General features: G+C 61.6%; 17 protein-coding genes. 3 read left to right on the top strand and 14 right to left on the bottom strand.

All coding sequences use genetic code 11. From position 1 onward, the window contains the following. Positions 1–81 precede the first annotated feature (81 nt). Positions 82–2,025, top strand: a complete 1,944-nt coding sequence (locus J3361_RS00610; protein ID WP_207961431.1) for a methyl-accepting chemotaxis protein — start codon at positions 82–84, stop codon at positions 2,023–2,025. A 645-nt stretch (positions 2,026–2,670) separates the two neighbouring features. Here the strand turns inward: J3361_RS00610 and J3361_RS00605 are convergent. The 7 genes from J3361_RS00605 to J3361_RS00580 form a co-directional block, all read right to left on the bottom strand. After that, the gene (locus J3361_RS00605; protein ID WP_347709605.1) at positions 2,671–3,273 is read right to left on the bottom strand and encodes a DMT family transporter; all 603 of its coding nucleotides are present in this window, start codon (positions 3,271–3,273) and stop codon (positions 2,671–2,673) included. 3 nt (positions 3,274–3,276) lie between these two features. Beyond that, positions 3,277–3,492, bottom strand: coding sequence for a hypothetical protein (locus J3361_RS29370; protein WP_243458689.1), 216 nt, complete (start codon positions 3,490–3,492; stop codon positions 3,277–3,279). 31 nt (positions 3,493–3,523) lie between these two features. Next, positions 3,524–3,808, bottom strand: coding sequence for a transcriptional regulator (locus J3361_RS00600; protein ID WP_207961429.1), 285 nt, complete (start codon positions 3,806–3,808; stop codon positions 3,524–3,526). Then, complete coding sequence (locus J3361_RS00595; protein WP_243458699.1) at positions 3,805–4,449, bottom strand: dimethylsulfonioproprionate lyase family protein; 645 nt, start codon at positions 4,447–4,449, stop codon at positions 3,805–3,807. Before J3361_RS00595 ends, J3361_RS00600 begins: the two co-directional genes overlap by 4 nt. A gap of 135 nt (positions 4,450–4,584) precedes the next feature. Next, complete coding sequence (locus J3361_RS00590) at positions 4,585–5,484, bottom strand: glycine betaine ABC transporter substrate-binding protein (protein ID WP_207961427.1); 900 nt, start codon at positions 5,482–5,484, stop codon at positions 4,585–4,587. Between the two features lie 261 nt (positions 5,485–5,745). Next, complete coding sequence (locus tag J3361_RS00585; RefSeq protein WP_207961417.1) at positions 5,746–6,681, bottom strand: FAD-binding protein; 936 nt, start codon at positions 6,679–6,681, stop codon at positions 5,746–5,748. Then, positions 6,681–7,430, bottom strand: coding sequence for an electron transfer flavoprotein subunit beta/FixA family protein (locus tag J3361_RS00580; protein ID WP_207961415.1), 750 nt, complete (start codon positions 7,428–7,430; stop codon positions 6,681–6,683). The genes J3361_RS00585 and J3361_RS00580 overlap by 1 nt, the downstream gene beginning before the upstream one ends. A gap of 211 nt (positions 7,431–7,641) precedes the next feature. On the opposite strand from J3361_RS00580, the gene J3361_RS00575 reads away from it, so the two are divergent. Both J3361_RS00575 and J3361_RS00570 read left to right on the top strand, forming a co-directional pair. Beyond that, positions 7,642–9,678, top strand: a complete 2,037-nt coding sequence (locus tag J3361_RS00575; protein WP_207961413.1) for an NADH:flavin oxidoreductase — start codon at positions 7,642–7,644, stop codon at positions 9,676–9,678. 310 nt (positions 9,679–9,988) lie between these two features. Next, on the top strand, positions 9,989–10,372 hold the full coding sequence (locus J3361_RS00570) for a VOC family protein (RefSeq protein ID WP_186708349.1): 384 nt from the start codon (positions 9,989–9,991) through the stop codon (positions 10,370–10,372). Positions 10,373–10,672: 300 nt separating this feature from the next. Here the strand turns inward: J3361_RS00570 and J3361_RS00565 are convergent, their stop codons facing one another. The 7 genes from J3361_RS00565 to J3361_RS00535 form a co-directional block, all read right to left on the bottom strand. Beyond that, positions 10,673–10,942, bottom strand: coding sequence for a hypothetical protein (locus tag J3361_RS00565; protein ID WP_207961411.1), 270 nt, complete (start codon positions 10,940–10,942; stop codon positions 10,673–10,675). A 96-nt stretch (positions 10,943–11,038) separates the two neighbouring features. Continuing rightward, positions 11,039–13,150 (bottom strand): PAS domain-containing hybrid sensor histidine kinase/response regulator, encoded by a 2,112-nt coding sequence (locus J3361_RS00560; RefSeq protein WP_207961409.1) that lies wholly within the window; start codon positions 13,148–13,150, stop codon positions 11,039–11,041. 325 nt (positions 13,151–13,475) lie between these two features. Then, positions 13,476–16,574 (bottom strand): error-prone DNA polymerase, encoded by a 3,099-nt coding sequence (locus J3361_RS00555; RefSeq protein WP_207961407.1) that lies wholly within the window; start codon positions 16,572–16,574, stop codon positions 13,476–13,478. Continuing rightward, on the bottom strand, positions 16,550–17,971 hold the full coding sequence (locus J3361_RS00550) for a DNA polymerase Y family protein (protein WP_207961405.1): 1,422 nt from the start codon (positions 17,969–17,971) through the stop codon (positions 16,550–16,552). The genes J3361_RS00555 and J3361_RS00550 overlap by 25 nt, the downstream gene beginning before the upstream one ends. Before the next feature lie 7 nt (positions 17,972–17,978). Continuing rightward, positions 17,979–18,611, bottom strand: coding sequence for a translesion DNA synthesis-associated protein ImuA (gene imuA / locus J3361_RS00545; protein WP_207961403.1), 633 nt, complete (start codon positions 18,609–18,611; stop codon positions 17,979–17,981). Next, positions 18,611–19,228 (bottom strand): transcriptional repressor LexA, encoded by a 618-nt coding sequence (gene lexA, locus J3361_RS00540; RefSeq protein WP_207961401.1) that lies wholly within the window; start codon positions 19,226–19,228, stop codon positions 18,611–18,613. Before lexA ends, imuA begins: the two co-directional genes overlap by 1 nt. 659 nt (positions 19,229–19,887) lie before the next feature. Further along, entirely contained in the window at positions 19,888–21,759 is a 1,872-nt protein-coding gene (locus J3361_RS00535) for a SurA N-terminal domain-containing protein (RefSeq protein ID WP_207961399.1), read from the bottom strand. Between the last annotated feature and the right edge of the window lie 207 nt (positions 21,760–21,966).

Raw genomic sequence — 21,966 nt, 5'->3', positions numbered from 1 at the left:
CTTTTCCCTTCCAGAGACTCGCAACGCCAACCACAGCTGTTTCCGCCGTTCCAACACTTAAAATATTCCGCGGGAGAAGTCATGAATATCAAACAGAAGCTGACATGGGCGTTCGCGACCATCGCCTGCCTTCCGGTTATCCTGGTGGCGGTGCTTGTCGTACTGAACCTGCGCGACGCTGCGAAAGCCAACTTCCTGGACAGCAGCGGCCGGGAAATCCGCCAGATCGACAACGGCATGAAGCAGTTCTTCGATGGCATCAGCCAGAACGTCGAATTCTTCGCCAAGGATCCACGGATCGTTGCGGCCAAGGATCTGAAGAACTACTCCGGTGCCGACGCCGCACAAATCCCGCTTCCCGAGAACAACAAACAGCTTCTGGAGATCTTCGACCGATTCGCCAAGAGTCACCCGACCACCGCCTACCTTTCCCTGGGCCTGGCCGACGGCGGTTATGCCAGTTGGCCTGACGACCCAAAAATCTCCAACTACGACCCACGGGTGCGTCCATGGTACAAGGCCGCCGTCGCCGCGCCAGGCACCACCGTGCGCACCGACGCTTATTATTGGGCGCCGGATGATGTGTCGTTGATCGGCATCGTGCATACGGTTTCCGACGCCGCCGGCAAGCTTGTGGGTGTCGTTGGCCTGGACGTGTCGCTCAAGCAACTGACCGAACTGGTCAAGAACATCAAGCTGGGCGACAGTGGCTACCTGATGCTGGTGGAAGCCAACGGCAACGTCCTGGTGGACGCCGCCGATGCCAAGCACAACTTCAAGCCGCTGGCCGACCTGGGCCCCAACTATGCCGAGCTGGCCAAAAGCAGCGATGGTGTGACCCAGATCGAGATCGACGGCGTGCCCTACATGGCCAACGTGGTCAGTTCCAAAGGGTTGGGCTGGCGCTTCATCGGCCTGATCAAACGCGATGAAGTGATGGCCGAGGCTTCGAGCCTGACTTGGCTGATCGCCGTCATCGCCGCCGCGCTGGCCGTGGTCTTCGCTGTGGTGGGCGCCAGTTTCGCCAGCGTCATCGTGCGGCCGATTCGCGGCGTAGCCAACGGCCTGCAGGAAATCGCCGAGGGTGAAGGCGACCTCACCCGTAAACTCTCGGTGCAAGGCAAGGACGAAACGGCCACCCTGGCGGGCTGGTTCAACCAATTCCTGGGCATGATCGCGCAATTGATGCAGCGCATCGGCAGCGCCTCTTCCGACTTGCAGACCGCCGCAGCCGATACCAGCCACGTGGCCCAGAACATGAACGACGCCGCCGGGCGCCAACGCCAGGCCGTGGAATTGGTGAGCACCGCGTTCAACGAAATGGTCGCCACCGCCAACGAAGTGGCCCGCTCGTGCAGCCAGGCCGCCACCAGCGCGGACGAAGGTTATCGAGACGTGCACGACGGCCAGCATCACATCGGCGAAGCCACCGGCAGCGTGCTGAAACTGAGCGAGGACCTGCAGCAATCGACCCAGACCATGCAGGCGCTGGAGCAGGACAGCAAGAACATCAACACCATCCTCGACACCATTCGTTCCATCGCCGAGCAGACCAACCTGCTGGCCCTCAACGCCGCCATCGAGGCCGCGCGCGCCGGTGACCAGGGTCGTGGCTTTGCGGTGGTAGCCGATGAGGTACGGGCCCTGGCCCGCCGCACCGCCGACTCCACTGGCGAGATCGACAGCCTGCTGGGCAACCTCGCACGGCGCACCCAGGAAGTGACCCAACAGATGCAAAGCAGCCTGCAGGTGTCACACACCAGCGTCGAGCGCATCCAGCAGGCGCGGGACAGCTTCGACAAGATCCGCAACTCGGTGGACTCGATTCGCGACCAGAACACGCAGATCGCCACGGCGGCAGAGCAACAGCACCAGGTCGCCGAGGACATCAACCGGCACATCGCGCAGATTCATGCCGATGCGCAACTGGTCGAAGAGTTTGCTCACACGGCGCAGACCGGCTCGGGACGCTTGACGGATATTTCCGGACAGCTCAAGGGGTTGGTGGGGCGCTTCAAGTTCTAAACCGGGCTTACGTCCACTGAAGATCGAATGTGGGAGCGGGCTTGCTCGCGATGGCGGCGGTACATTCAGCATTCCGGTGACAGGCACACCGCTTCGCGAGCAAGCCCGCTCCCACAATGGACTTGTGGTGTCAGCCATATCTGTATTCACCACAAAACCCTGTGGGAGCCGAGCTTGCTCGCGATGGCGGCGGGACATTCAGCATTCCGGTGACAGGCACACCGCTTTCGCGAGCAAGCCCGCTCCCACAATGGATTTGTGGTGTCAGCCATATCTGCATTCACCACAATGGACTTGTGGTGTCAGCCATATCTGTATTCACCACAAAACCCTGTGGGAGCCGAGCTTGCTCGCGATGGCGGCGGGACATTCAGCATTCCGGTGACAGGCACACCGCTTTCGCGAGCAGGCTCGCTCCCACAATGGATTTGTGGTGTCAGCCATATCTGCGTTCACCACAATGGACTTGTGGTGTCAGCAATATCTGCATTCACCACAAAACCCTGTGGGAGCCGAGCTTGCTCGCGATGGCGGCGGTACATTCAGCATTCCGGTGACAGGCACACCGCTTTCGCGAGCAGGCTCGCTCCCGCAGTGGATTTGAGCGGTACGCAATGTCTGTGTTGCTCGGTATCTGCCAGGCCACTACCCTTTCGCCTTGATCGCATACATGCCACCGGCAATCACCAGGCACGCCCCCACCACCGTCCAGGTGTCTGGCAGCTCGCCGAATATAAACAGGCCAATCAGCGTGGCAAACACCAGCAGCGTGTAGTTGAACGGCTGGAGCGTGGCCGCGGTTGCATACTTCAGCGCCTGGAGAAATAACAGCTGGGCCACCACGCCTGTCGTGGACAGTACCGCAATCAGGCCCCATTGCGGCGGGCTCGGCGCCACCCATCCGGGAAGGCCTACCGAAGTGATGAAGATCGCGCCGAAGAAGCCCATGTACAGCATGTTCGTGGCGAACGAATCATGCTGGCTGATACGACGCGTCAGCACGCTGAAAACCGCGAATCCCAAGGCAGACGCCAGCGGAATCAGCGCTACAAGCTCGAAGACACCAGTGCCAGGCCGAAGGATGACCAGCGTCCCCGCGAAGCCCACGGCGGCGGCAACCCATCGACGCACGCCGATGAACTCACCCAGGAACACCCCAGCCAACGCCAGTGTCATCAAAGGGAACACCGCATACAGGGCATGCATCTGCGCCAGTCCCAAATAGCGCAGCCCCCATCCAAACAGCACGATTTAACCCACCCCGATCAACGCACGGATGACCTGCAGGTAAGGATGGCGGCTTCGGCACGCGGTCCGCAGGCTGCCCTGATAGACGCTATAACCGACAGCAAAAGCCAGGAACGCCCAATAACGCACCATCACCAACTGCGCGACGGGAAGGTCTTTGACCAGCACCTTGGTGATCCCGTCCTGGCTGGCGAACACCAGCATGGACAAAAGACACAAGGCGATACCTAACTGAGGCCGCGAAGCATCATCACGCACCGAGTCCACCGCCCCGGGCCGATTCGATCGGGAAGTTATCTTCAAGCAGGCCGGTCTCTCTGCGCCGTCGTGAAATGCTATGGCGCAACGTGTCCCTCTCCAACGCCTCGACCGCAACAAACGCCTCAACGCCGGCTCCGGCTTCTACTTTTTCAATGAAACTCAAAATCGCCTTCTTCATGAACCAATGAGAAGTGCGATCCAACGTGGCCGACGCCGACTTTAGCCTGGTACGCGTTTCCTCATCCAATTTAATACCCAGTGTGGTTACCGTCATAGCTCAGCCTCTGAATGGAGCAAGCCCCATAAAGCAAGCAGCGGGACACACCTCGATTTCATCGCGTGGACACAGGAGGGCGGATTGAATACAAGGCCCCCTGCCCCAGGGCTCCACCAACCCACGTCCTCCCGATACCAATCCCCCGGCGAAAGAACGAGATAGAACTCGGCGGGCGGGTGCTGGTGATAGGGGTAGCAGGTCTCGGGCATCATCAGCGCCAACCCAAGGGTCAAGGTGGAACATTCAAATAACCCTTCTGAGCCGACGATCATCCCGTGGCGATGCCGCTCCACGAAAGCGCCGTCCTGGTCAGCGTGGGCTTGGCGGTTTATCCAGGTGACGTGAGGCAAGAGTGTGCGTAGTACCTCCAGTATCGACACCAGGTGTTGGTTGGTCCTGGGTGCAGCGTCGAGGGCCTGGGATAAACTGGGAACCAGGGGTTCTGGTAGCTCGCGTGGCGTTTCTAATGTTCTTTTCAAGGCCCATGGGGCTGTATCCAGGACAGTCGCAAATGCCTGTATCGACGCTGGCGAACCCTCGCGGACCTGATTCAGCAGAATTGCATGGAGCGATCGCTGCAGTAATTTCCCGCGGCTAATAAGGTCCGGGGGCAAGGATAAATGCCCGGTACTGTTCATCATCATATTCGAACCCATCCCGAGCCAGGCCGAAGCCTTCAAGGGTATCGCTTTTGACTTCTCGATACAGCCGGAGCCCTTCACGCTGAGCCAAGGGCACCGGACTGCAACGCCACTATCGAATGACAACGACCCTTACTGAGCCGGTGTCGCGGAAGCGGTCTGACTGCCGAACATCGCCTCGAAGCGCGGCTTGTTGGCGGCGTAATACTCCGCAACGACCTTGTCCGCCGAACTGTCACGAGCGGTCGCCATCAACTTCTCGAGATCGGCCTTGGGGATCTTGAAGTTGGCGAAGAACCGAGCGACATCGGGATGTTCAGCGCTGAAGCCTTTGCGAGCCACCGCGTGAATCTGTTCGGCCCCCCCGAAAATCTGCTTCGGATCGTCCAGGTAACGCAGCGGCCACTTGGCGAACATCCAGTGCGGGCTCCAGGCGTTGATCAATGCCCATTTGTCGCGTTTGAGGTTGCGATCCAGCTCGCTCAACATGCCAGACTCCGAAGAGGCAACCATCTTGTAGCCCTCGAGCTTGTATTCCTTGATAGCCTTTTCCGTGAGTTTGTATTGGCCATTGCCCACCTCCGAGGTCAGGATCTTGCCACCCAACTTTTCCCGCACTTCAGGCTTGTTGAGGTCCTCGACAGTGGCCAGTTCGCTGGTTGGAATGGACGTTGGCACGGCCATGCCGATCCGACCTTCATACAGCACGCCGAGGTCTTCGAGCTTGTCCTGGTATTTGTCGTAGAACGCCTTGTGCGTGCTCGGCAGCCAGACCATCGGGATCAGGTCGATATTGCCGTTGGCCAAGGCCTGGAACTGAATGCCAATATCGGCGAGCACCAATTTGACCGGTTGCTTCAAGTGGTCGCGCAATGCGGTATCCGCCAGCTTTACGGCAATTTCCGTATCCGACCAATTCACCCATCCGATGCGGATAGGCGTGGCTTCCTCGGCGTGGGTCATCAGGCTGCTGGCGGCCATCGCCAGGCCAGCAAACCAGCCGATACACGTCTTACTGGACAACGTCATCATGGTGCATCTCCGCGTACTGTATTAATAGTTATTGGCAGGGCAGCAGAAGAATTAACGTTCCCTCATCACAGCAGAGTGCCATTACACTCCTCAAGGGATTTAATGCTATGCATGGATAGGTTCTAGTTATGGGAAAACCTTCATGTATTCAGGTTGTTCGGCCCTCCTCCGCCATTTGGCGAAATTGTTTTTTTGGGGCCGCTTCGCAGCCCAGCGGGAGCAAGCTCCCTCGCCACGGGTTTAACGTTTTGCATTGAGTACTCACAATGCTTTTTCGAGCGCCGGCAAGGCCTCGAACACATCCGCCACCCACATGTAATCCGCCACCTGGGCAATCGGTGCTTCTGCGTCCTGGTTGATCGCGACGATGACCTTTGAACCACTCATGCCCGCCAAATGCTGAATGGCGCCACTGATGCCCGCCGCGATGTAAAGCTCTGGTGCGACGATCTTTCCGGTTTGCCCGACCTGCAAATCGTTGGGGGCGAAACCCGAATCCACCGCGGCACGCGAGGCCCCGACGGCGCCGCCAAGTTTGTCCGCCACTCGCTCGATCAGGGCGAAATTTTCTTTGCTCTGCATCCCTCGGCCACCGGACACGACGACGCGGGCGCTCGACAAATCCGGCCGTTCGCTGGCCGTCAGTTGTTCGCTCACGAAACGCACGTTGCTTGCGCTTTGCCCGCCCTCCACCGCCACCACTTCACAGCGATGTTCATGGGACAAGGCCTGGGCGAACGCCGAGGCGCGGACCGTGAGCAACTTGATCGGATCGAGGGACTGCACGGTGGCGATGGCATTGCCGGCATAAATGGGCCGCTGGAAGGTGTCCGCCGAAACAATGTGGGTGACGTCGGACAGCATGCCGACATCCAGGCTGGCCGCGACCCGAGGCAGCACATTGCGCCCCATGCTGCTGGCGTCGGCAACGACATGCGTATACCCATCGGCCACCAGTGAAGTGATCAGTGGCTGGACATTTTCCGCCAGGGCATGTTCGAACATCGCCCCGTGTGCGAGCAGCACCCGGTCCAGGCCCTGGGCCAGCGCTGCCTGTTGCGCCACTGCCGACGCGTGCGCCCCGCCCATCACCAACAAATCCGTCTTGGCACCTAACGCCAGGGCGGCGGTCACGGCACTCCACGTTCCCGCCGTCAGTTGACCGGCGCTGTGTTCGGCGATCACCAATGTGCGCATCAAATCACCCCCGCAACGTTTTTCAGTTTATCCACCAGCTCGGCCACCGAACCGACGTTGATCCCGGCTTTGCGCACCGCCGGCGGGATCACGCTTAATAATCGAGCGTGTTCCTTCACGCTCGCGCCCAAGGTGTCGGCGGCAATGATTTCAAGCGATTTTTTCTTGGCTTTCATAATGTTCGGCAACGACGCATAGCGCGGTTGGTTCAGGCGCAAGTCGCAGGTCACCACGGCCGGCATGGCGAGGGCGACCACCTGGCTGCCTCCGTCGACCTCACGTTCGACGACCCATTGCCCGTCGACCTGATTGACGGCCGAGGCGTAAGTGGCCTGACCGCTGCCGATCAACTGCGCGACCATTTGCCCGACCTGGTTGTTCTCCTGGTCGATTGCCTGTTTGCCGAACAGGATCAGTTGCGGCTGTTCCTGGTCGATCACTTTGCTCAGGTACTTGGCGACGTTGAGCGGCTCAAGCAGCGCATTCGTCTCGACCAGCAGCGCCCGGTCCGCACCGAGAGCCAGGGCCGTGCGCAGTTGTTCCTGCGCCGCCGACGAGCCCACCGTGACCACCACCACTTCGGATGCCAGCCCCTTCTCCTTGAGGCGAATCGCCTCTTCCACTGCGATCTCGCAGAACGGGTTCAAGGCCATCTTCACGCCATTGAGTTCGACGTCTGAACCGTCGGCTTTCACCCGAACTTTCACATTCGGATCGATGGCGCGCTTTACCGCAACGAGCACTTTCATGGTTCTTCCCATAGCCCCCTTGCACTGTGGATCGATGCGAGATGACCGGCCGCACGAGCCGGTGCACCCCTGTTTCAACTGGATGGTATGCCTGGTTTTTCCGTCACGCAAGAAAAATGTACACCTGTGTCCCAATCGTTGACACACATGAACATTCAACATACCGTTATGTCAAACCAAGCCTGATGTTCTGTTCCCGGAGCGCAACACCATGTCCAGCGATCCTCTGCTGCAGCCCTATAAGATCAAACACCTGACCCTCAAGAACCGGATCATGACCACCTCCCATGAGCCGGCTTATCCTGTCGACGGCATGCCGAAGGATCTGTACCGCGCCTATCACGTCGAACGGGCCAAGGCCGGCGTGGCGCTGACCATGACGGCGGGCTCCGCCGCCGTTTCCCGGGACAGCCCGCCGGTGTTCAACAACGTGCTGGCGTACAAGGACGAAGTGGTCAAATGGATGAAGGACCTGACTGACGAGTGCCACGAACACGGCGCGGCGGTGATGATCCAGCTGACCCACCTGGGCCGGCGCACACGCTGGGACAAGGCTGACTGGCTGCCAGTCGTCTCGCCGTCCCATCGCCGCGAAGCGTCCCACCGGGCCTTCCCGAAAAAGCTGGAAGACTGGGACATCGACCGGATCATCAAGGATTACGTGGACGCCGCCGAACGCATGAAGGCTGCCGGTCTTGATGGCTTGGAACTGCAGGCCTACGGACACCTCATGGATCAGTTCTGGTCGCCACTGACCAACGATCTCGACGGGCCCTACGGCGGTTCGCTGGAAAACCGCATGCGCTTCACCTTCGACATCCTGCGTGGCATTCGCCAGCGTTGTGGCGAGGATTTCCTGCTCGGGGTGCGCTACACCGGCGATGAAGACCTGCCCGGCGGCTTCGGCGCCAGCGACGGCCTGCAAATCTCCCACATGCTCAAGGACAGTGGGCTGGTGGACTTCCTCAACGTGGTGCGCGGGCACATCGATACCGATGCCGGCCTCACCGATGTGATTCCCATCCAGGGCATGCGCAATTCGCCGCACCTGGATTTTGCTGGCGAGATTCGTTCGGCCACCGGTTTCCCGACGTTTCACGCCGCGAAGATTCCAGACGTCGCCACGGCGCGACACGCCATCGCCTCCGGCAAGGTGGACATGATCGGCATGACCCGTGCGCACATGACCGACCCGCACATCGTGCGCAAGATCATCGAAAAGCGCGAAGAAGACATCCGCCCTTGCGTCGGCGCCAACTATTGCCTGGACCGCATCTATCAGGGCGGCGCCGCGTACTGCATCCACAACGCCGCCACCGGCCGCGAAACCACCATGCCCCACGAAATTCCCAAGGCGTCGGTCAAGCGCAAAGTGGTGGTGATCGGCACTGGCCCGGCGGGACTGGAGGCGGCACGAGTGGCCGGGGAACGCGGTCATGACGTCACGGTGTTCGAAGTGGCGGATCAGCCCGGTGGACAGATCCGCTTGACCGCCCAGAGCGAGCGGCGGCGCGAGATGATCAGCATCATCGATTGGCGCATGGCGCAATGCGAACGGCTGGGGGTGAAGTTCCAATTCAACACCTGGGCCGAAACCGAGACCGTGATGGCCGAGGCGCCGGACGTGGTGATCGTCGCCACGGGCGGCTTGCCCCATACCGAGGTGCTCAAGCACGGCAATGAACTGGTGGTGTCGACCTGGGACATCATTTCCGGCGACGTCAAACCCGGCCAGAACGTGCTGATCTTCGACGACGCCGGCGACCATGCGGCGTTGCAGGCGGCCGAGGTCATCGCCAACAGCGGTGCGAAACTGGAAATCGTCACGCCGGACCGGTCGTTTTCGCCGGAGGTGATGGCGATGAACCTGGTGCCGTACATGCGCAGCCTGCAAGACCTGAACGTCACCTTCACAGTGACCTATCGGGTCGACTCCGTGGAGAAGCGCGACGGTCAACTGGTCGCCAACTTCGGCAGCGATTACGGCCAGGTGCACAAACAGCGCGTGGTCGATCAGGTGGTGGTCAACCATGGCACCCTGCCCCTGGACGACCTGTACTTCGAACTGCGTCCGCATTCGAGCAATAACGGCGCGGTGGAACAGCACAACCTGATCGCCGGGAAAACCCAGGACATCGTGACCAACCCCGAGGGCCGTTTCCAGCTGTTCCGGATCGGCGACGCGGTGTCGGCGCGCAATACCCACGCGGCGATCTACGATGCGTTGCGGCTGGTCAAGGACATCTGATGTCTTGCCCCTGATCTTAAGGGTCAGGGACTGATGTTGCATTTAAGGCATTCGATGAGCCCGTGGCGAGGGAGCTTGCTCCCGCTGGGCTGCGCAGCAGACCCATTTTGTGAGCGCTTCGCGCTCAAGCGGGAGCAAGCTCCCTCGCCACAGGTTCATCGTTTTTCTCAAGTGGATAGCATTGCAACTAACACGAGGCTCTTCCATGTCAGCACAGACCTTGAAACCAAGGGCTGCGGTCGCATTCGCACCGCCACTCATTTCTGAAATCCGCTCGAAAATACAATGACCCCATAGAAAGGAAACCAAGATGTCCGTTTTTACCCATGTCACCGTCGGCACCAACAACCTGGCAAAAGCACGTGCGTTCTATGACGCCACCCTGAAAGAGATCGGCCTCAAGCGTGTTGCCGATCTCAACGAGGCCGGCTCCATCTGGGGCGTCGACAAGCCGTCGTTTTTTGTCCTCAATCCGGCCAACGGCAGTGCGGCCACCATCGGCAACGGTGTCACGGTGAGCTTCGAAGCGCCGAACCGCGCGGCGGTCCAGGCATTCCATACGGCCGCCCTGGCAAACGGCGGCGTCTGCGAAGGCCTGCCAGGCCCGCGTGGCTGGGCGGACAACGCCTTTGCCGCTTATGCCCGGGACCTGGATGGCAACAAACTGGCGGTGTATTGCTTCAAGGCTGAATAAACGCAGGCAGACCCACCGCTTTCGCGAGCAAGCCCGCTCCCACAGGGATTTTGGGTGTTCATGAGTTTCTCATTCACCAAAGGACCACTGTGGGAGCGAGCCTGCTCGCGAAGGCGGTGGCACAGACAACATTGATACAAGCTGACCCACCGCTTTCGCGAGCAAGCCCGCTCCCACAGGGATTTTGGGCGCGTATGAATCTCATATTCACCACAAGACCATTGTGGGAGCGGGCTTGCTCGCGAAGAGGCCGTCACAGTCAACCTACATGCAGATTGACTCACAGCTTTGGCTACCAGGCTAACCCCCATCGGTATCGATATCGGCATCCGTGCTGTCACCGGATTTCGGCCGGTCCGGATCAGGCTTGAAGCCGGGGCTGAAGGTGTTGTCATTGTCCTGGTGATGCTGCTTCTGATCGACCTCAGAGGCGGCGCTGTCAGCCTGGTCCGCTCCGGCGGGGCTGGCTGGCTCGGCACTCGACGGCTTGCCCGGGACCTGGGGGTCGATGGCCGGATCATTACGCGCAGACGGCGTCTGTGGCTGAGTGTTTGCGGGATCGTCGTTCATAGGCACCTCGTTCATGGCAGGGCCGGATGGTTGACCGGTCTTGAACATTCGAAGGTGACGCAACGGCTTCGGTTCCATTTGTTTAAGACGCCGCGCTCAACCGCCCAACACGCTTCTCACCATCCGGGCCAGTGCGTCCGGGCCGTAGGGTTTGCTCAACAAATGAGTGTCGGGACTCAACTGATGGTTTCGGGAAATGATGTCCCGGGTGTGGCCCGAAGTGAACAGCACCGGGACCGGCGGGTCCTGCACCTTGGCCCAGGCGGCCAGGTCGGAACTCTTGATCAGGCCAGGCATGACCACGTCGGTAAAAATCAGGTCCACTGCGGTGCCGTCCAGCAGCAGTTTCATCGCCTCATCGCCGTTGGCGGCCGTAAGGGTCCGATAACCGGACTGCTCCAGCAGGTCCACCGACGCACTGCGCACCTCGTCGTTGTCCTCCACCACCAGAATCGTTTCTTGCCGGCCGGACTGAAGCACATCGTCTTGCTCGGTTTCCCCTACTTCAGGCGCAAGACTTCGAGGGAAGTACATCCGCACCCGCGTGCCTTCACCCAGGTCGCTGGAAATCTCGATATGACCGCCGCTCTGCTTGACGAACCCGAACACCATGCTCAATCCAAGCCCAGTGCCCTGGCCATCGGTCTTGGTGGTGAAAAACGGTTCGAACACCTGCTGCAGGACGTCGGGCGGCATGCCGGCACCGCAATCGATCACCGACAGTCGGACATAGTCGCCGGTCGGGATTTCCTTACCGGCACAGAACGCTTCATCGAGCACGATGTTCTCGCCGAGCAGGCGGATCGTGCCCTCGCCGTCCATGGCGTCACGGGCATTGATTGCCAGGTTCAACAGGGCATTTTCCAGTTGGTTGCGATCGACGTGGATGCACCATGGTGCCTGGGGCAGGCTCACTTCAATCTGGATGGTTTCGCCCAGGGCCCGTTGCATCAACTCACCCATGCCCTCATAGATGCGCCGAGGGTTGTAGACCGCCGGTGACAAGGGCTGGCGCCGGGCAAAAGCCAGCAGTTGCGAGGATAACTTGGCCCCCCGCTCCACGGCTTCGATGGAGGCACTGACCCGCCGTTGCACATTGGCATTGTCCCGTTCGTGGCGTGCCAGCAGGTGCAGGTTGCCGGCGATCACCTGCAGCAAATTGTTGAAGTCATGAGCCACGCCGCCGGTGAGGCCGCCAATGGCCTCGAGCTTCTGCGACTGGCGCAACTGTTCTTCCGCTGCCAACCGCGCCTGCACCTCGTTGGCGACACGCTGCTCCAGGTTGCGGGTGAACTTGAGCAGCGACGCTTCGGCCGTCTTGCGTTCATCGATATCGATCAGCACCCCCGGAAAACGCAAGGGCTTACCCGTGCCGTCGAACTCGCACCGACCGCTGGCCAGCACCCAGCGATAGTTGCCGTCCAGGCGGCGAACCCGATACTCGGCGCTGTAAGGCACGCCGGTGCGCACGGTCAGTTCGACCCGCTGGTTGACCTCTTCAAGGTCGTCCGGGTGGATACCCTGGCGGGCAATTTCGATGGGCAATGCGTCCAGCGAACAGTCGGGTGGGTAGTTGAAAGTACGGGCGAAACGCTCATCGCCCGATAACGTGTCGGCCTGGATGTCCCAGACGAACGACCCCAGCAAGGGCCCGGCCGAGAGCGCCAGCTGGATGCGTTCATTGACCGCGCGGTAACTGCGTTCGGCCGCTTGCCGGGCGCGCTCGGTCAATACGTGCTCGGTGGTTTCCACCACAATCGCCAACACCCCCGCCGGAGATTGATCGTCATCGGGCACCGGGCTGTAGTAGAGGTCCATCCACACGTCTTCAGGCTTGCCATCGCGTAGCAGGACCAGCTCTTTGCTACGGTAGGACAAGGTGCCGCCGGCCAGGCAGACGTCCAGGACATGGCGATTGAATTCGGCGACCTCTGGCCAGCCCAACTCCACCGCACACCCCAGCAGGTAGGGATGGCGGCCGCCAGCGAACTCGGCGTAGGCGTCGTTGTAGATCATGAAGCCCTGGCGGCCCCACAACATCACCATCGGCAAGGGCGAAGCCAACAGCAATTGGACAGCGCTGCGCAAGCTGGCGGACCAGTGCTCGATGGCGCCCAACTCGGTTCGGCTCCAATCGAACGCCCGGATACGCCCGGCCATCTCACCGCCCCACCCAGGGCACCCGTGATTCTGGGATAGAAACTGCATGGTCGACTCTGAGCCTCAAAATACCTGCAGGGAATCGGCATACACAAATCCCTTGCGATCAGAGCTTCGAGCGTTGGGTTGGCGTTTGGTTTCATGCTGACCGGTTTGCGCACGATCCTTGTGGCAAAAGTAAAAATCTGTGAGAACTCTGTGGCGAGGGGATTTATCCCCGCTGGGTTGCGCAGCAACCCCCTGCGTCCTGTCTGAGACATCAGTGGCTGAATCATGGGGCTGCTTCGCAACCCAACGGGGATAAATCCCCTCGCCACAGAGTTCTTTGTTTGCCACAGGAATCATGTCCCGGAACCAGGCAGGGTTTGCAACCTCAGCGGAAATCGCGGCTTTGCACCTGGATACCCGCCAGCAACTCAGTCAGGTCGCTCAAGCGCCCGGCGATCAAGTGGCGGACCTCGCCGACGCTTTCCCAGCGCCCGTCGACCCTGAGCAATTGCGAGCCTACCAGGATCTTGCGCTGGCGCTCGGCCAAGTCGCGCCAGACCACCACGTTGAGATTGCCGAATTCATCTTCCAGGGTGACGAAGGTCACGCCGCTGGCCGTGCCCGGGCGTTGGCGGCCGGTGACCAGCCCGGCGACGCTGACGTTGCGGCCATGCTCCACGCCCTGCAACTCCCGGGAGCTGCGGCAGCGCCGGGCGCGCAGTTCGGGACGCAGCAGGGCCAGCGGATGAGGGCCGAGTGTCGTGCCCAGCGTGGCGTAATCGGCAAACAGGTTTTCCCCCAGCGTGGGTTCGGGCAGGGTCACGGGCGGTTCTTCCTGGCTGGGCAAACCGGCGAAAAGCCCCAGTTGCTTCTGCACCCCGGCCACTTCCCAGCGAGCCCGATGGCGATCCCCGGCCAAGCCCTGCAAGGCCCCCGAGTCCGCCAGTTGCGCCTGGGCCCGGGCATCGAGTTGCGCACGGTCACCCAAGTCGGCCACGTCACTGAAGGGCCGCTGCCGGCGCGCCGCTTCGATGCGGCGGGCATCTTCTTCGCGAAAGCCCTTGACCAGGCGCAGCCCCATGCGGATCGCCGGTTGCCGGCCGTCCATGGGCTCGAGGCTGCACTCCCAATCGCTGGCGCGCACGTCCACCGGGCGGATCGACAGTTGATGTCGGCGGGCATCCTGGAGGATCTGGTCCGGGCTGTAGAACCCCATCGGCCAACTGTTGATCAAGGCACAGGCAAACGCCGCCGGTTCGTGGCATTTGAGCCAACTGCTGGCATAGGTCAGCAAGGCGAAACTGGCGGCGTGGGATTCGGGAAAACCGTAATTGCCGAAGCCTTTGATCTGTTCGAAAATTTGCGCGGCGAATTCGGCGGTGTAGCCATTGTCTTTCATTCCCTGCGCCAGGCGTTCCCGATGGGGCTCCAACCCACCGTGACGTTTCCAGGCAGCCATGGAGCGCCGCAATTGGTCGGCTTCGCCCGGGGTGTAGTCGGCTGCGACGATGGCGATCTGCATGACCTGCTCCTGGAACAAGGGCACACCCAGGGTGCGGCTGAGCACCGCTTTCAGCGCTTCAGAAGGATACGTCACCTCTTCTTCTTTATTTCTGCGCCGCAGGTACGGGTGCACCATCCCTCCCTGGATCGGCCCGGGCCGTACGATCGCCACTTCGATGACCAAATCGTAGAACGTCTCGGGTCTCAACCGAGGCAACATCGACATTTGCGCCCGGGATTCGATCTGGAAGACACCGATGGTGTCGGCTCGCGAGATCATTTGGTAGGTCGCCGGATCTTCCTTGGGCAACGACGCCAAGGCATAACGCTGCCCCCGGTACTGCTCGATCAGGTCGAAACAACGCCGAATCGCGCTGAGCATGCCCAAGGCCAGGATATCCACCTTGAGCAGCCCGACCGCGTCCAGGTCGTCCTTGTCCCACTGGATGATGGTGCGCTCGGCCATGGCGGCGTTTTCCACCGGCACCAGAGTGTCCAGGGGCTGCTCGGAAATCACGAAGCCGCCAGGGTGCTGGGATAAATGCCGGGGGAAACCGATCAATTGCTGGGTCAGGCCCAGGACCCGGCGCAACACCGGGCTGTCCGGGTCGAAGCCGCCTTCGCGCAAGCGCTCCACTGGCGGCGCCTCGTCGCTCCAACGGCCGCAGCAATCGGCCAGGGCATTGACCTGGTCCGGCGGCAGGCCCATGGCCTTGGCCACATCGCGGACCGCCCCGGCGCCGTGGTAGCTGCTGACCACCGCCGTCAAGGCCGCACGATGACGACCGTAGCGCTGGAACACGTACTGCAGCACTTCCTCGCGACGGTCGTGTTCGAAGTCGACGTCGATGTCCGGTGGCTCGTTGCGCTCCCGGGACAGAAAACGCTCGAACAGCAGGTTGGTGAGGCTGGGGTCGATTTCGGTAATGCCCAAGGCGTAGCACACCGCCGAGTTGGCCGCCGAACCGCGCCCCTGGCAGAGGATATGACGGCTGCGGGCAAAGCTGACAATGTCCTGCACGGTGAGGAAATAGCTGTCATAGCCCAGCTCGGCGATCAGGTTCAGCTCCTTGTCGATCTGTGCCCGCACCTTGTCTGTCACGCCCTCCTTCCACCGCTCGCGCATGCCCCGCTCGGTCAGTTCCCGCAGCCAGGACGCCGGATCATGCCCCTCGGGCACCAGCTCACGCGGGTATTCGTAGCGCAGTTGGCCAAGGTCGAAGGTGCAGCGCCGGGCGATGGCCAGGGTTTCGTCGAGCAAGGCCTGCGGGTAGAGCTCGGCCAGATCCTTGCGGCTGCGCAAGTGGCGCTCGCCGTTGGGGTGCAGGCGTTGGCCGGCCTCGGCCACCGTGACGTGGTGGCGGACAGCGGTCATGGTGTCCTGCAAGGCGCGACGGCCGCGCACATGCATGTGCACATCGCCGCTGGCCACGGCCGGAAGATCCAAGCGTTCGGCCAGTGCCAGGCAGTCCGCCAGCCGTCGGCGGTCGTCCTGCCCGCAATGCAACTGGACCGTCAGCCACAGGCGCCCGGCAAAGATCGGCTGGAGCCAACGCCCGTGCTCCTCGGCGTCCTTGCCCTCGGCGACCCACAACGCCAGCAGCCCCGGCAAGGGCTGGTCGAAGTCCTCCCGCACGATGCGATAGTGGCCCTTCTCGCTGCGGCGCCGGGCGCGGGTGATCAACCGGCACAAGGCTTGATAGCCGTACAGGTTTTCCACCAGCAGCACCAGTTTCGGACCGTTCTCGACCTGGATTTCGCTGCCGACAATCAATTGCAGCGCCAACTCCTTGGCCGCCTGCCAGGCCCGGACGATCCCGGCCAGGGTGCATTCATCGGTGATCGCCAAGGCCTGATAGCCCTGCTGCTTGGCGCGACGGCACAACTCCAGGGCACTGGAGGCGCCGCGCTGGAAGCTGAAGTTCGACAGGCAATGCAGTTCGGCATACTCAACGCTCATGCGAACCAGCCCTGCAGCCACAGCGGCCCGCCCTCGCCCACCGGTCGATAGGCCCAACCCCGTTGTCCGCTACGGGTTTCGATCAGGTAATAGTCGCGGCGCACATCCGCGCCATCCCACCAACCGGTCTCGATACGCTCGGGCCCCATGAGGATCTGTGCCTGGCCTTGCGGCAAAGCCTGGGGTTCATCCAACAGCCAGCCGGGACGCTGCACGCCCTCGCGCGCCGGACAAGCCTGGGATCGGGGTTGGGAAGTCATCTGCCAGGCGCACTCAGGCCGATGGTCGTCGCGAAACCCCAGGCCTTGCACAGCATCATCCCCCAGGCGGGCCCGCAGCCGTTCCCGCAGTTGCTCCCAGGGCAATGACTGTTGCGGGCGCTCGTCGAACAGCTCCAGGCGCTGGGGCACGAAACTCGGCAGGTCTTCGGCACACAAGCGAAAACCCCGCACGGGGGCCTCGACCTGCACTTGCTCCAAGCGACCGCGGGCCAGTTCGAAGAGCATCGCCGGGGCGCGTTCGGCGCTGAGCAGGCCGACCTTGATCACCGTATCCGACAACCCGGCGTGTTCCAGGTGCAAGTCGAAGCGCTGCACGCCGCTGTCGCGTCCGCAGAGGAAGGCCGATAGGTCACCAGTCAGGCGGCGCAACGGGAACAGCAGCGCCTGATGGGATTGCACGTCATAGTTGAGTTCGATGCGCACGTCGAAACGGTCGGGCGGCAGGTAGAACGACAGCGCCAGGGTGCGGCTGCCCGTCAACGCGTCGAGGTGCTTGAGCACCTGGGCCTCGAAACGCCGAGCCAGGGTCTGCCGGGGCAAGGCCTGGACCTGGCTCAGGCGGCGCAGGCCCATACGCGACAGCGCCGTGGCGACCTCGGGTTCCAGGCCGATGCGTTCCACGGGCATGTGGCCCAGGCAGTGCTGCAAGGTCTCGGCATCGGGCACCACCAAGGCGTCATAGGCATTGGCCAACACCCGCGCCGCCACCGGGTTGGGGGCGGCGACGATGCGATGACGAAAGCCCAGCTCAGTCAGCTCGGCTCGCAAGCGCGCCTCGAACACCGGCCAAGGCCCGAACAGGCCCAGGCTCGACTCGATCTCGAATATCAAGGTACGCGGGTAATGCACGCTGACCTGGGAGCTGAAACGGTAGGCCCAGGCCGCCAGGAACTGTTGCCAATACTCGATCTGCGCCGCGTCGTACTCGGCGGTGGCAAAGCCTTTGCTCAAGGCCTGGGCGGCGGTCATGGTCTGGCCGGGACGCAAGCCCAGGGCCCGTGCCGGCGCGTTCACCGCTTGCAGGATCCGGCGCTGGGCCGGACCAGTCAGCAAGGCCAGGGGCTGCTCGGGATCGGGGCGCTGACGCAGCGCGGCGTCCAGCGCCAATTGCGGGAAAAGAATACAGACCCAGCGCATCGCAACCTCAATGCCCGGTGTGTGGGGCGAGCGTGGCAAAGGCAATCGGCGCCGAACGGGCCAGCCCGCCCCGGCACTTGAGCACGCGCAATTGCGCAGGCCGGGTATCGATGGCGATGCGCAGGGCCGCCGGCGACGGGTTGATGGCCTCCTGGATCGGGCGCCAGGCGAATGCCAGGGTCTGGCCGGTTTCCGCCGCCACTTGCAAGCGGCGCAAGGCGCGGTCGTCCGCTTGGCGGGGCCAGCACAGCACCGCGCCACAACTGCCCGACCGCAGGCATTGTTCGGTGGCCCAGAGGGCCTCACGTTCATCGGCACGGATGATCGACAACTGGCGCAGATCGATGCCGGCGTTCTGCCAGGCCTGGGGGTAAGGCACGAATGGCGGCGCCACCAACACAATCCGCTCCCCCGCCGCCGACAGCCGCGCCAGGGTCGGCCAGACCAATTGCAGCTCGCCCACGCCCGGCGCGGCGATGAGCAGCTCCGTCAACGCCGCTTCCGGCCAGCCGCCACTGGGCAACGCCGCGTCCAGTGCATCATGGCCAGTGGGTTGCGGGCTGGCAGCCGGCGGCGCAGGCCGGCCTTTCCAGACCTGGCCGCCATTGAACAGCGTGTCCAGCGCAACGACAGCGCCCATCAGCCTTGCCTCACCAAACCACAGAACACTCCTTCTATCGCCAGGTCCTGGTCGGCCTCGACGATGATCGGCTGGTAGGCCGGGTTGCGCGGCAGCAAACGCACCCGCTCGCCAATGCGTTCGAAGCGCTTGATGGTGACTTCACCGTCCAGGCGCGCCACGACGATCTGGCCGTTGGCAGCCTGGGGTGTGCGCTGCACGCCCACCAGGTCACCGTCGAGAATGCCGTCCTCGATCATCGAGTCGCCTTGGACCCGCAGCAGGTAATCCGGCGCCTTGATGAAAATCGCCGGGTCCAGCATCAAGCGACTGTGGACCTCGGCATCGGCGCCAATCGGCAGGCCGGCAGCCACTCGCCCCAGCACCGGCACGTCAAGCAGTTCGGGCCGCGACGGCTGGTTCAGCAAGCGAATGCCCCGGGCCTGGTGCGGATTGACCTCGATGAAACCAGCCTCGGTCAACGCCAGCACATGCTTACGCGCCACGCTGCGAGAGGCAAAACCGAACGCCTCGCTGATTTCAGCGAGGCTGGGAGGCTGACCCTGATCGGCGATGCGTTCGCGGATAAAAGTCAGGATGGCGGTACGGCGGGGAGTGAGAGTCGTCATGGAGTACATTTGTACTCTTTCGAGATTTTTCTGACAAGCGCCGCCAGTCAGTTCACACAGCAATACCCTGTGAGCGAGCTTGTTCGCGAAGGCATCAGCACATTCAACACCCAGGCAAGCTGATCCACCGTTATCGCGAGCAAGCTCGCACAATGGGATCGAAGTACGACTGTCAGAGCAGGTCGGTTGAAAGACTGTCTTCGCGAGCAGGCTCGCTCCCACAGGGGGAACGCGGTCGCACCAGGAACCAGGTCGGCTATCAGGCCGCCTCGCTTTTGCTTTTGATCTTGAGGCCCCGTTAACCACGATGGCCGAACGCAGGCATTGCGCAGTGGGCATCCCGGCATGGATGCCGGGATAGCCGCGCTGGGCCATGGATGGCCCTTCGCGGCGGCCCACGGAGCAATGCCGGAGAGAGGGCATGCCGAGCCCAGGCGAGGCACCGAGTGGTGGGGCAAAGCCTTTTTTGCTTACTTTTTTTGGCGTTTGAAAAAAAGTGAGCCGCCGTCAGGGCGGAACCCTAAGTGGCCGTTACCGCAGCAACGGATATACACACAAAACCCGCCCCCTCTCAAAAAACCAAAAAAAACGACGCTTCCCATTTCTGCAGAAGCGCCGTTTCTCTAAATGAGCAGCATTACAACCAAGTTTGAAAAAGCATCAAGCAATCAAAAACGCTTGATATCCGCCTGACTCTCCAACTGCTTGCGATACGCTGCAAAATCCTGCTGACCCACACGGGACGCAAGGTAGCGGCGATATTCCGCCTTCTCTTCGTCAGTCGGTGCCGCCGCTTCGTTTACACCGTTCAGACGCACGACCACCAGGCTGCCGTCAGGCAAGGTCACGCTGCTGAAGGTCGGCTTGTCCTTGGACTCAGGCTTGGGCATGCGGAACAGTGCTTGCAGCACCGCAGGGTCAATGCCTTCCTGGTTGCGGGTGACCGCCTCGATGGCTTTCCAGTCCTGGCCGTCGACCGACTTGTCCAGCGCCGTCTTGCCGTCACGCAGGCTGGCGATCAACTCGTCGGCGCGGGTCTTGGCCGCTGCGCTGGCGTGTTCCTTGGTCAGTTGAGCACGAATCGGGCCGGACACTTTTTCCAGTGGCAGCTGCTCAGGCTTGCGGTGCTCCTTGGCACGCAACACCACGACGGTTTCCGGATCCAGCTCGATGGCGGTGCTGTTGGCACCCTCCTCCAGCACTTCCGGGCTGAACGCCGCGGTCACCACCGCGCGATTGGCCGCAATGCCTTCGCCGCCTTCACGACCGAACGGGGCCGATGTATGGACGGTCAGCTTCAGGTCCTGGGCCGGTTGCGCCAGATCGGACGCTTCGAACGAGGCATCTTCCAATTGCTTGGTCGCCTCCACGAAACGCTGCTCCACCTGCTGGGTCTTCAGATCGCGGGTCAGCTTATCCTTGAGGCTGGCAAAGCTCGGCACTTCAGGCGCTTCGACACCCAGCAGCTTGATCAAGTGCAGACCGAAATCGGTGCGTACCGGCGCCGAAACCTGATCCTTGTTCAAGGCGTACAAGGCCTTTTCGAACTCCGGATCGTAGACGCCCGGGCCGGCATAGCCGAGATCGCCGCCGTTGTTCGCCGACCCCGGGTCCTGGGAAAACTCCTTCGCCAAGGCTTCAAACGATTCGCCCTTGGCCAGGCGGGCCTGGATCTCTTCGATCTTCGCCTTGGCCTGCGCTTCGGTGACCTTGTCGTTCACTTCGATCAGGATGTGCGCAGCCCGACGTTGCTCGGACAGGTTGGCGATTTCTTTCTGATAAGCCGCTTGCAGGTCTTCGTCCTTGACGCTGACCTGATCGAAGAAAGAGGCTTTCTTCAGCTCGAGGTAATCGATGACCACCTGATCAGGCGTCATGAATTCCTTGGCGTGTTGGTCGTAGTAAGCCTTGACCTCATCATCGCTCAGCTTTACCGACGCAGGATCGGCCTTGATGTTCAAGGTGGCGAAATCACGAGTCTGCTTTTCCAGGCGGGCGAATGCCAGCACTTGGGCATCGGTGACAAAACCGCTGCCCGCCAGGCCGGCGCGCAACTGACCGATCAGCATTTCCTGAGCCAGCATCTGGCGGAATTGCATACGGCTGTAACCCAGCTGGCGGATCACTTGATCGAAACGCTCGGCGCTGAATTTGCCGTCGACCTGGAACTCAGGCGTTTGCAGGATCACTTGATCGAGCGCGGCTTCGGAGAAAGCGAATTTCGCATCGTGTGCGCCTTGCAACAGCAACTTGCGATCAATCAGGCCCTTGAGTGCCGAATCGCGCAGCATTTTTTCGTCCAGCAGGGAGGCGTCGAAATCCTTGCCCAACTGTTGCATAAGCTGACGGCGTTGCATGTCGACCGCTTGGCTCAGCTCGTTCTGGCTGATCTCTTCGCCGTTGACCTTGGCCGCTTCATTGGTGTTCGAGGTGGCTTGAAAAATGGCTTCGAAACCGGTCAACGCCATCAATGCGACGATGATCCCGATGATGGTCTTGGCAATCCAGCCTTGTGAATTGTCCCTGATATTCTGCAGCATGCGTCCCCCAGAAACGGTTGAACTTCAAATTTAGGCAACCGTGGAGCGTGGGTAGAATCCGGATAGAAGAAAGGCGCATCCGAGGATGCGCCTTCTCGTAACTGGCGGAGCGGACCGGGCTCGAACCTGCAAGCCCTGGCGTGCCAGACCGGTTGAAACCGGCCGTATTACCGCTCCGCTGCCAAGCCAGGCATGACCCGACCCGGA

Source organism: Pseudomonas sp. OA65 (assembly GCF_017498305.1).
GTDB lineage: Bacteria > Pseudomonadota > Gammaproteobacteria > Pseudomonadales > Pseudomonadaceae > Aquipseudomonas > Aquipseudomonas zanjanensis.
Note: the sequence above shows the minus strand (reverse complement) of the source record. Positions and strands in the feature narration are given on the sequence as shown.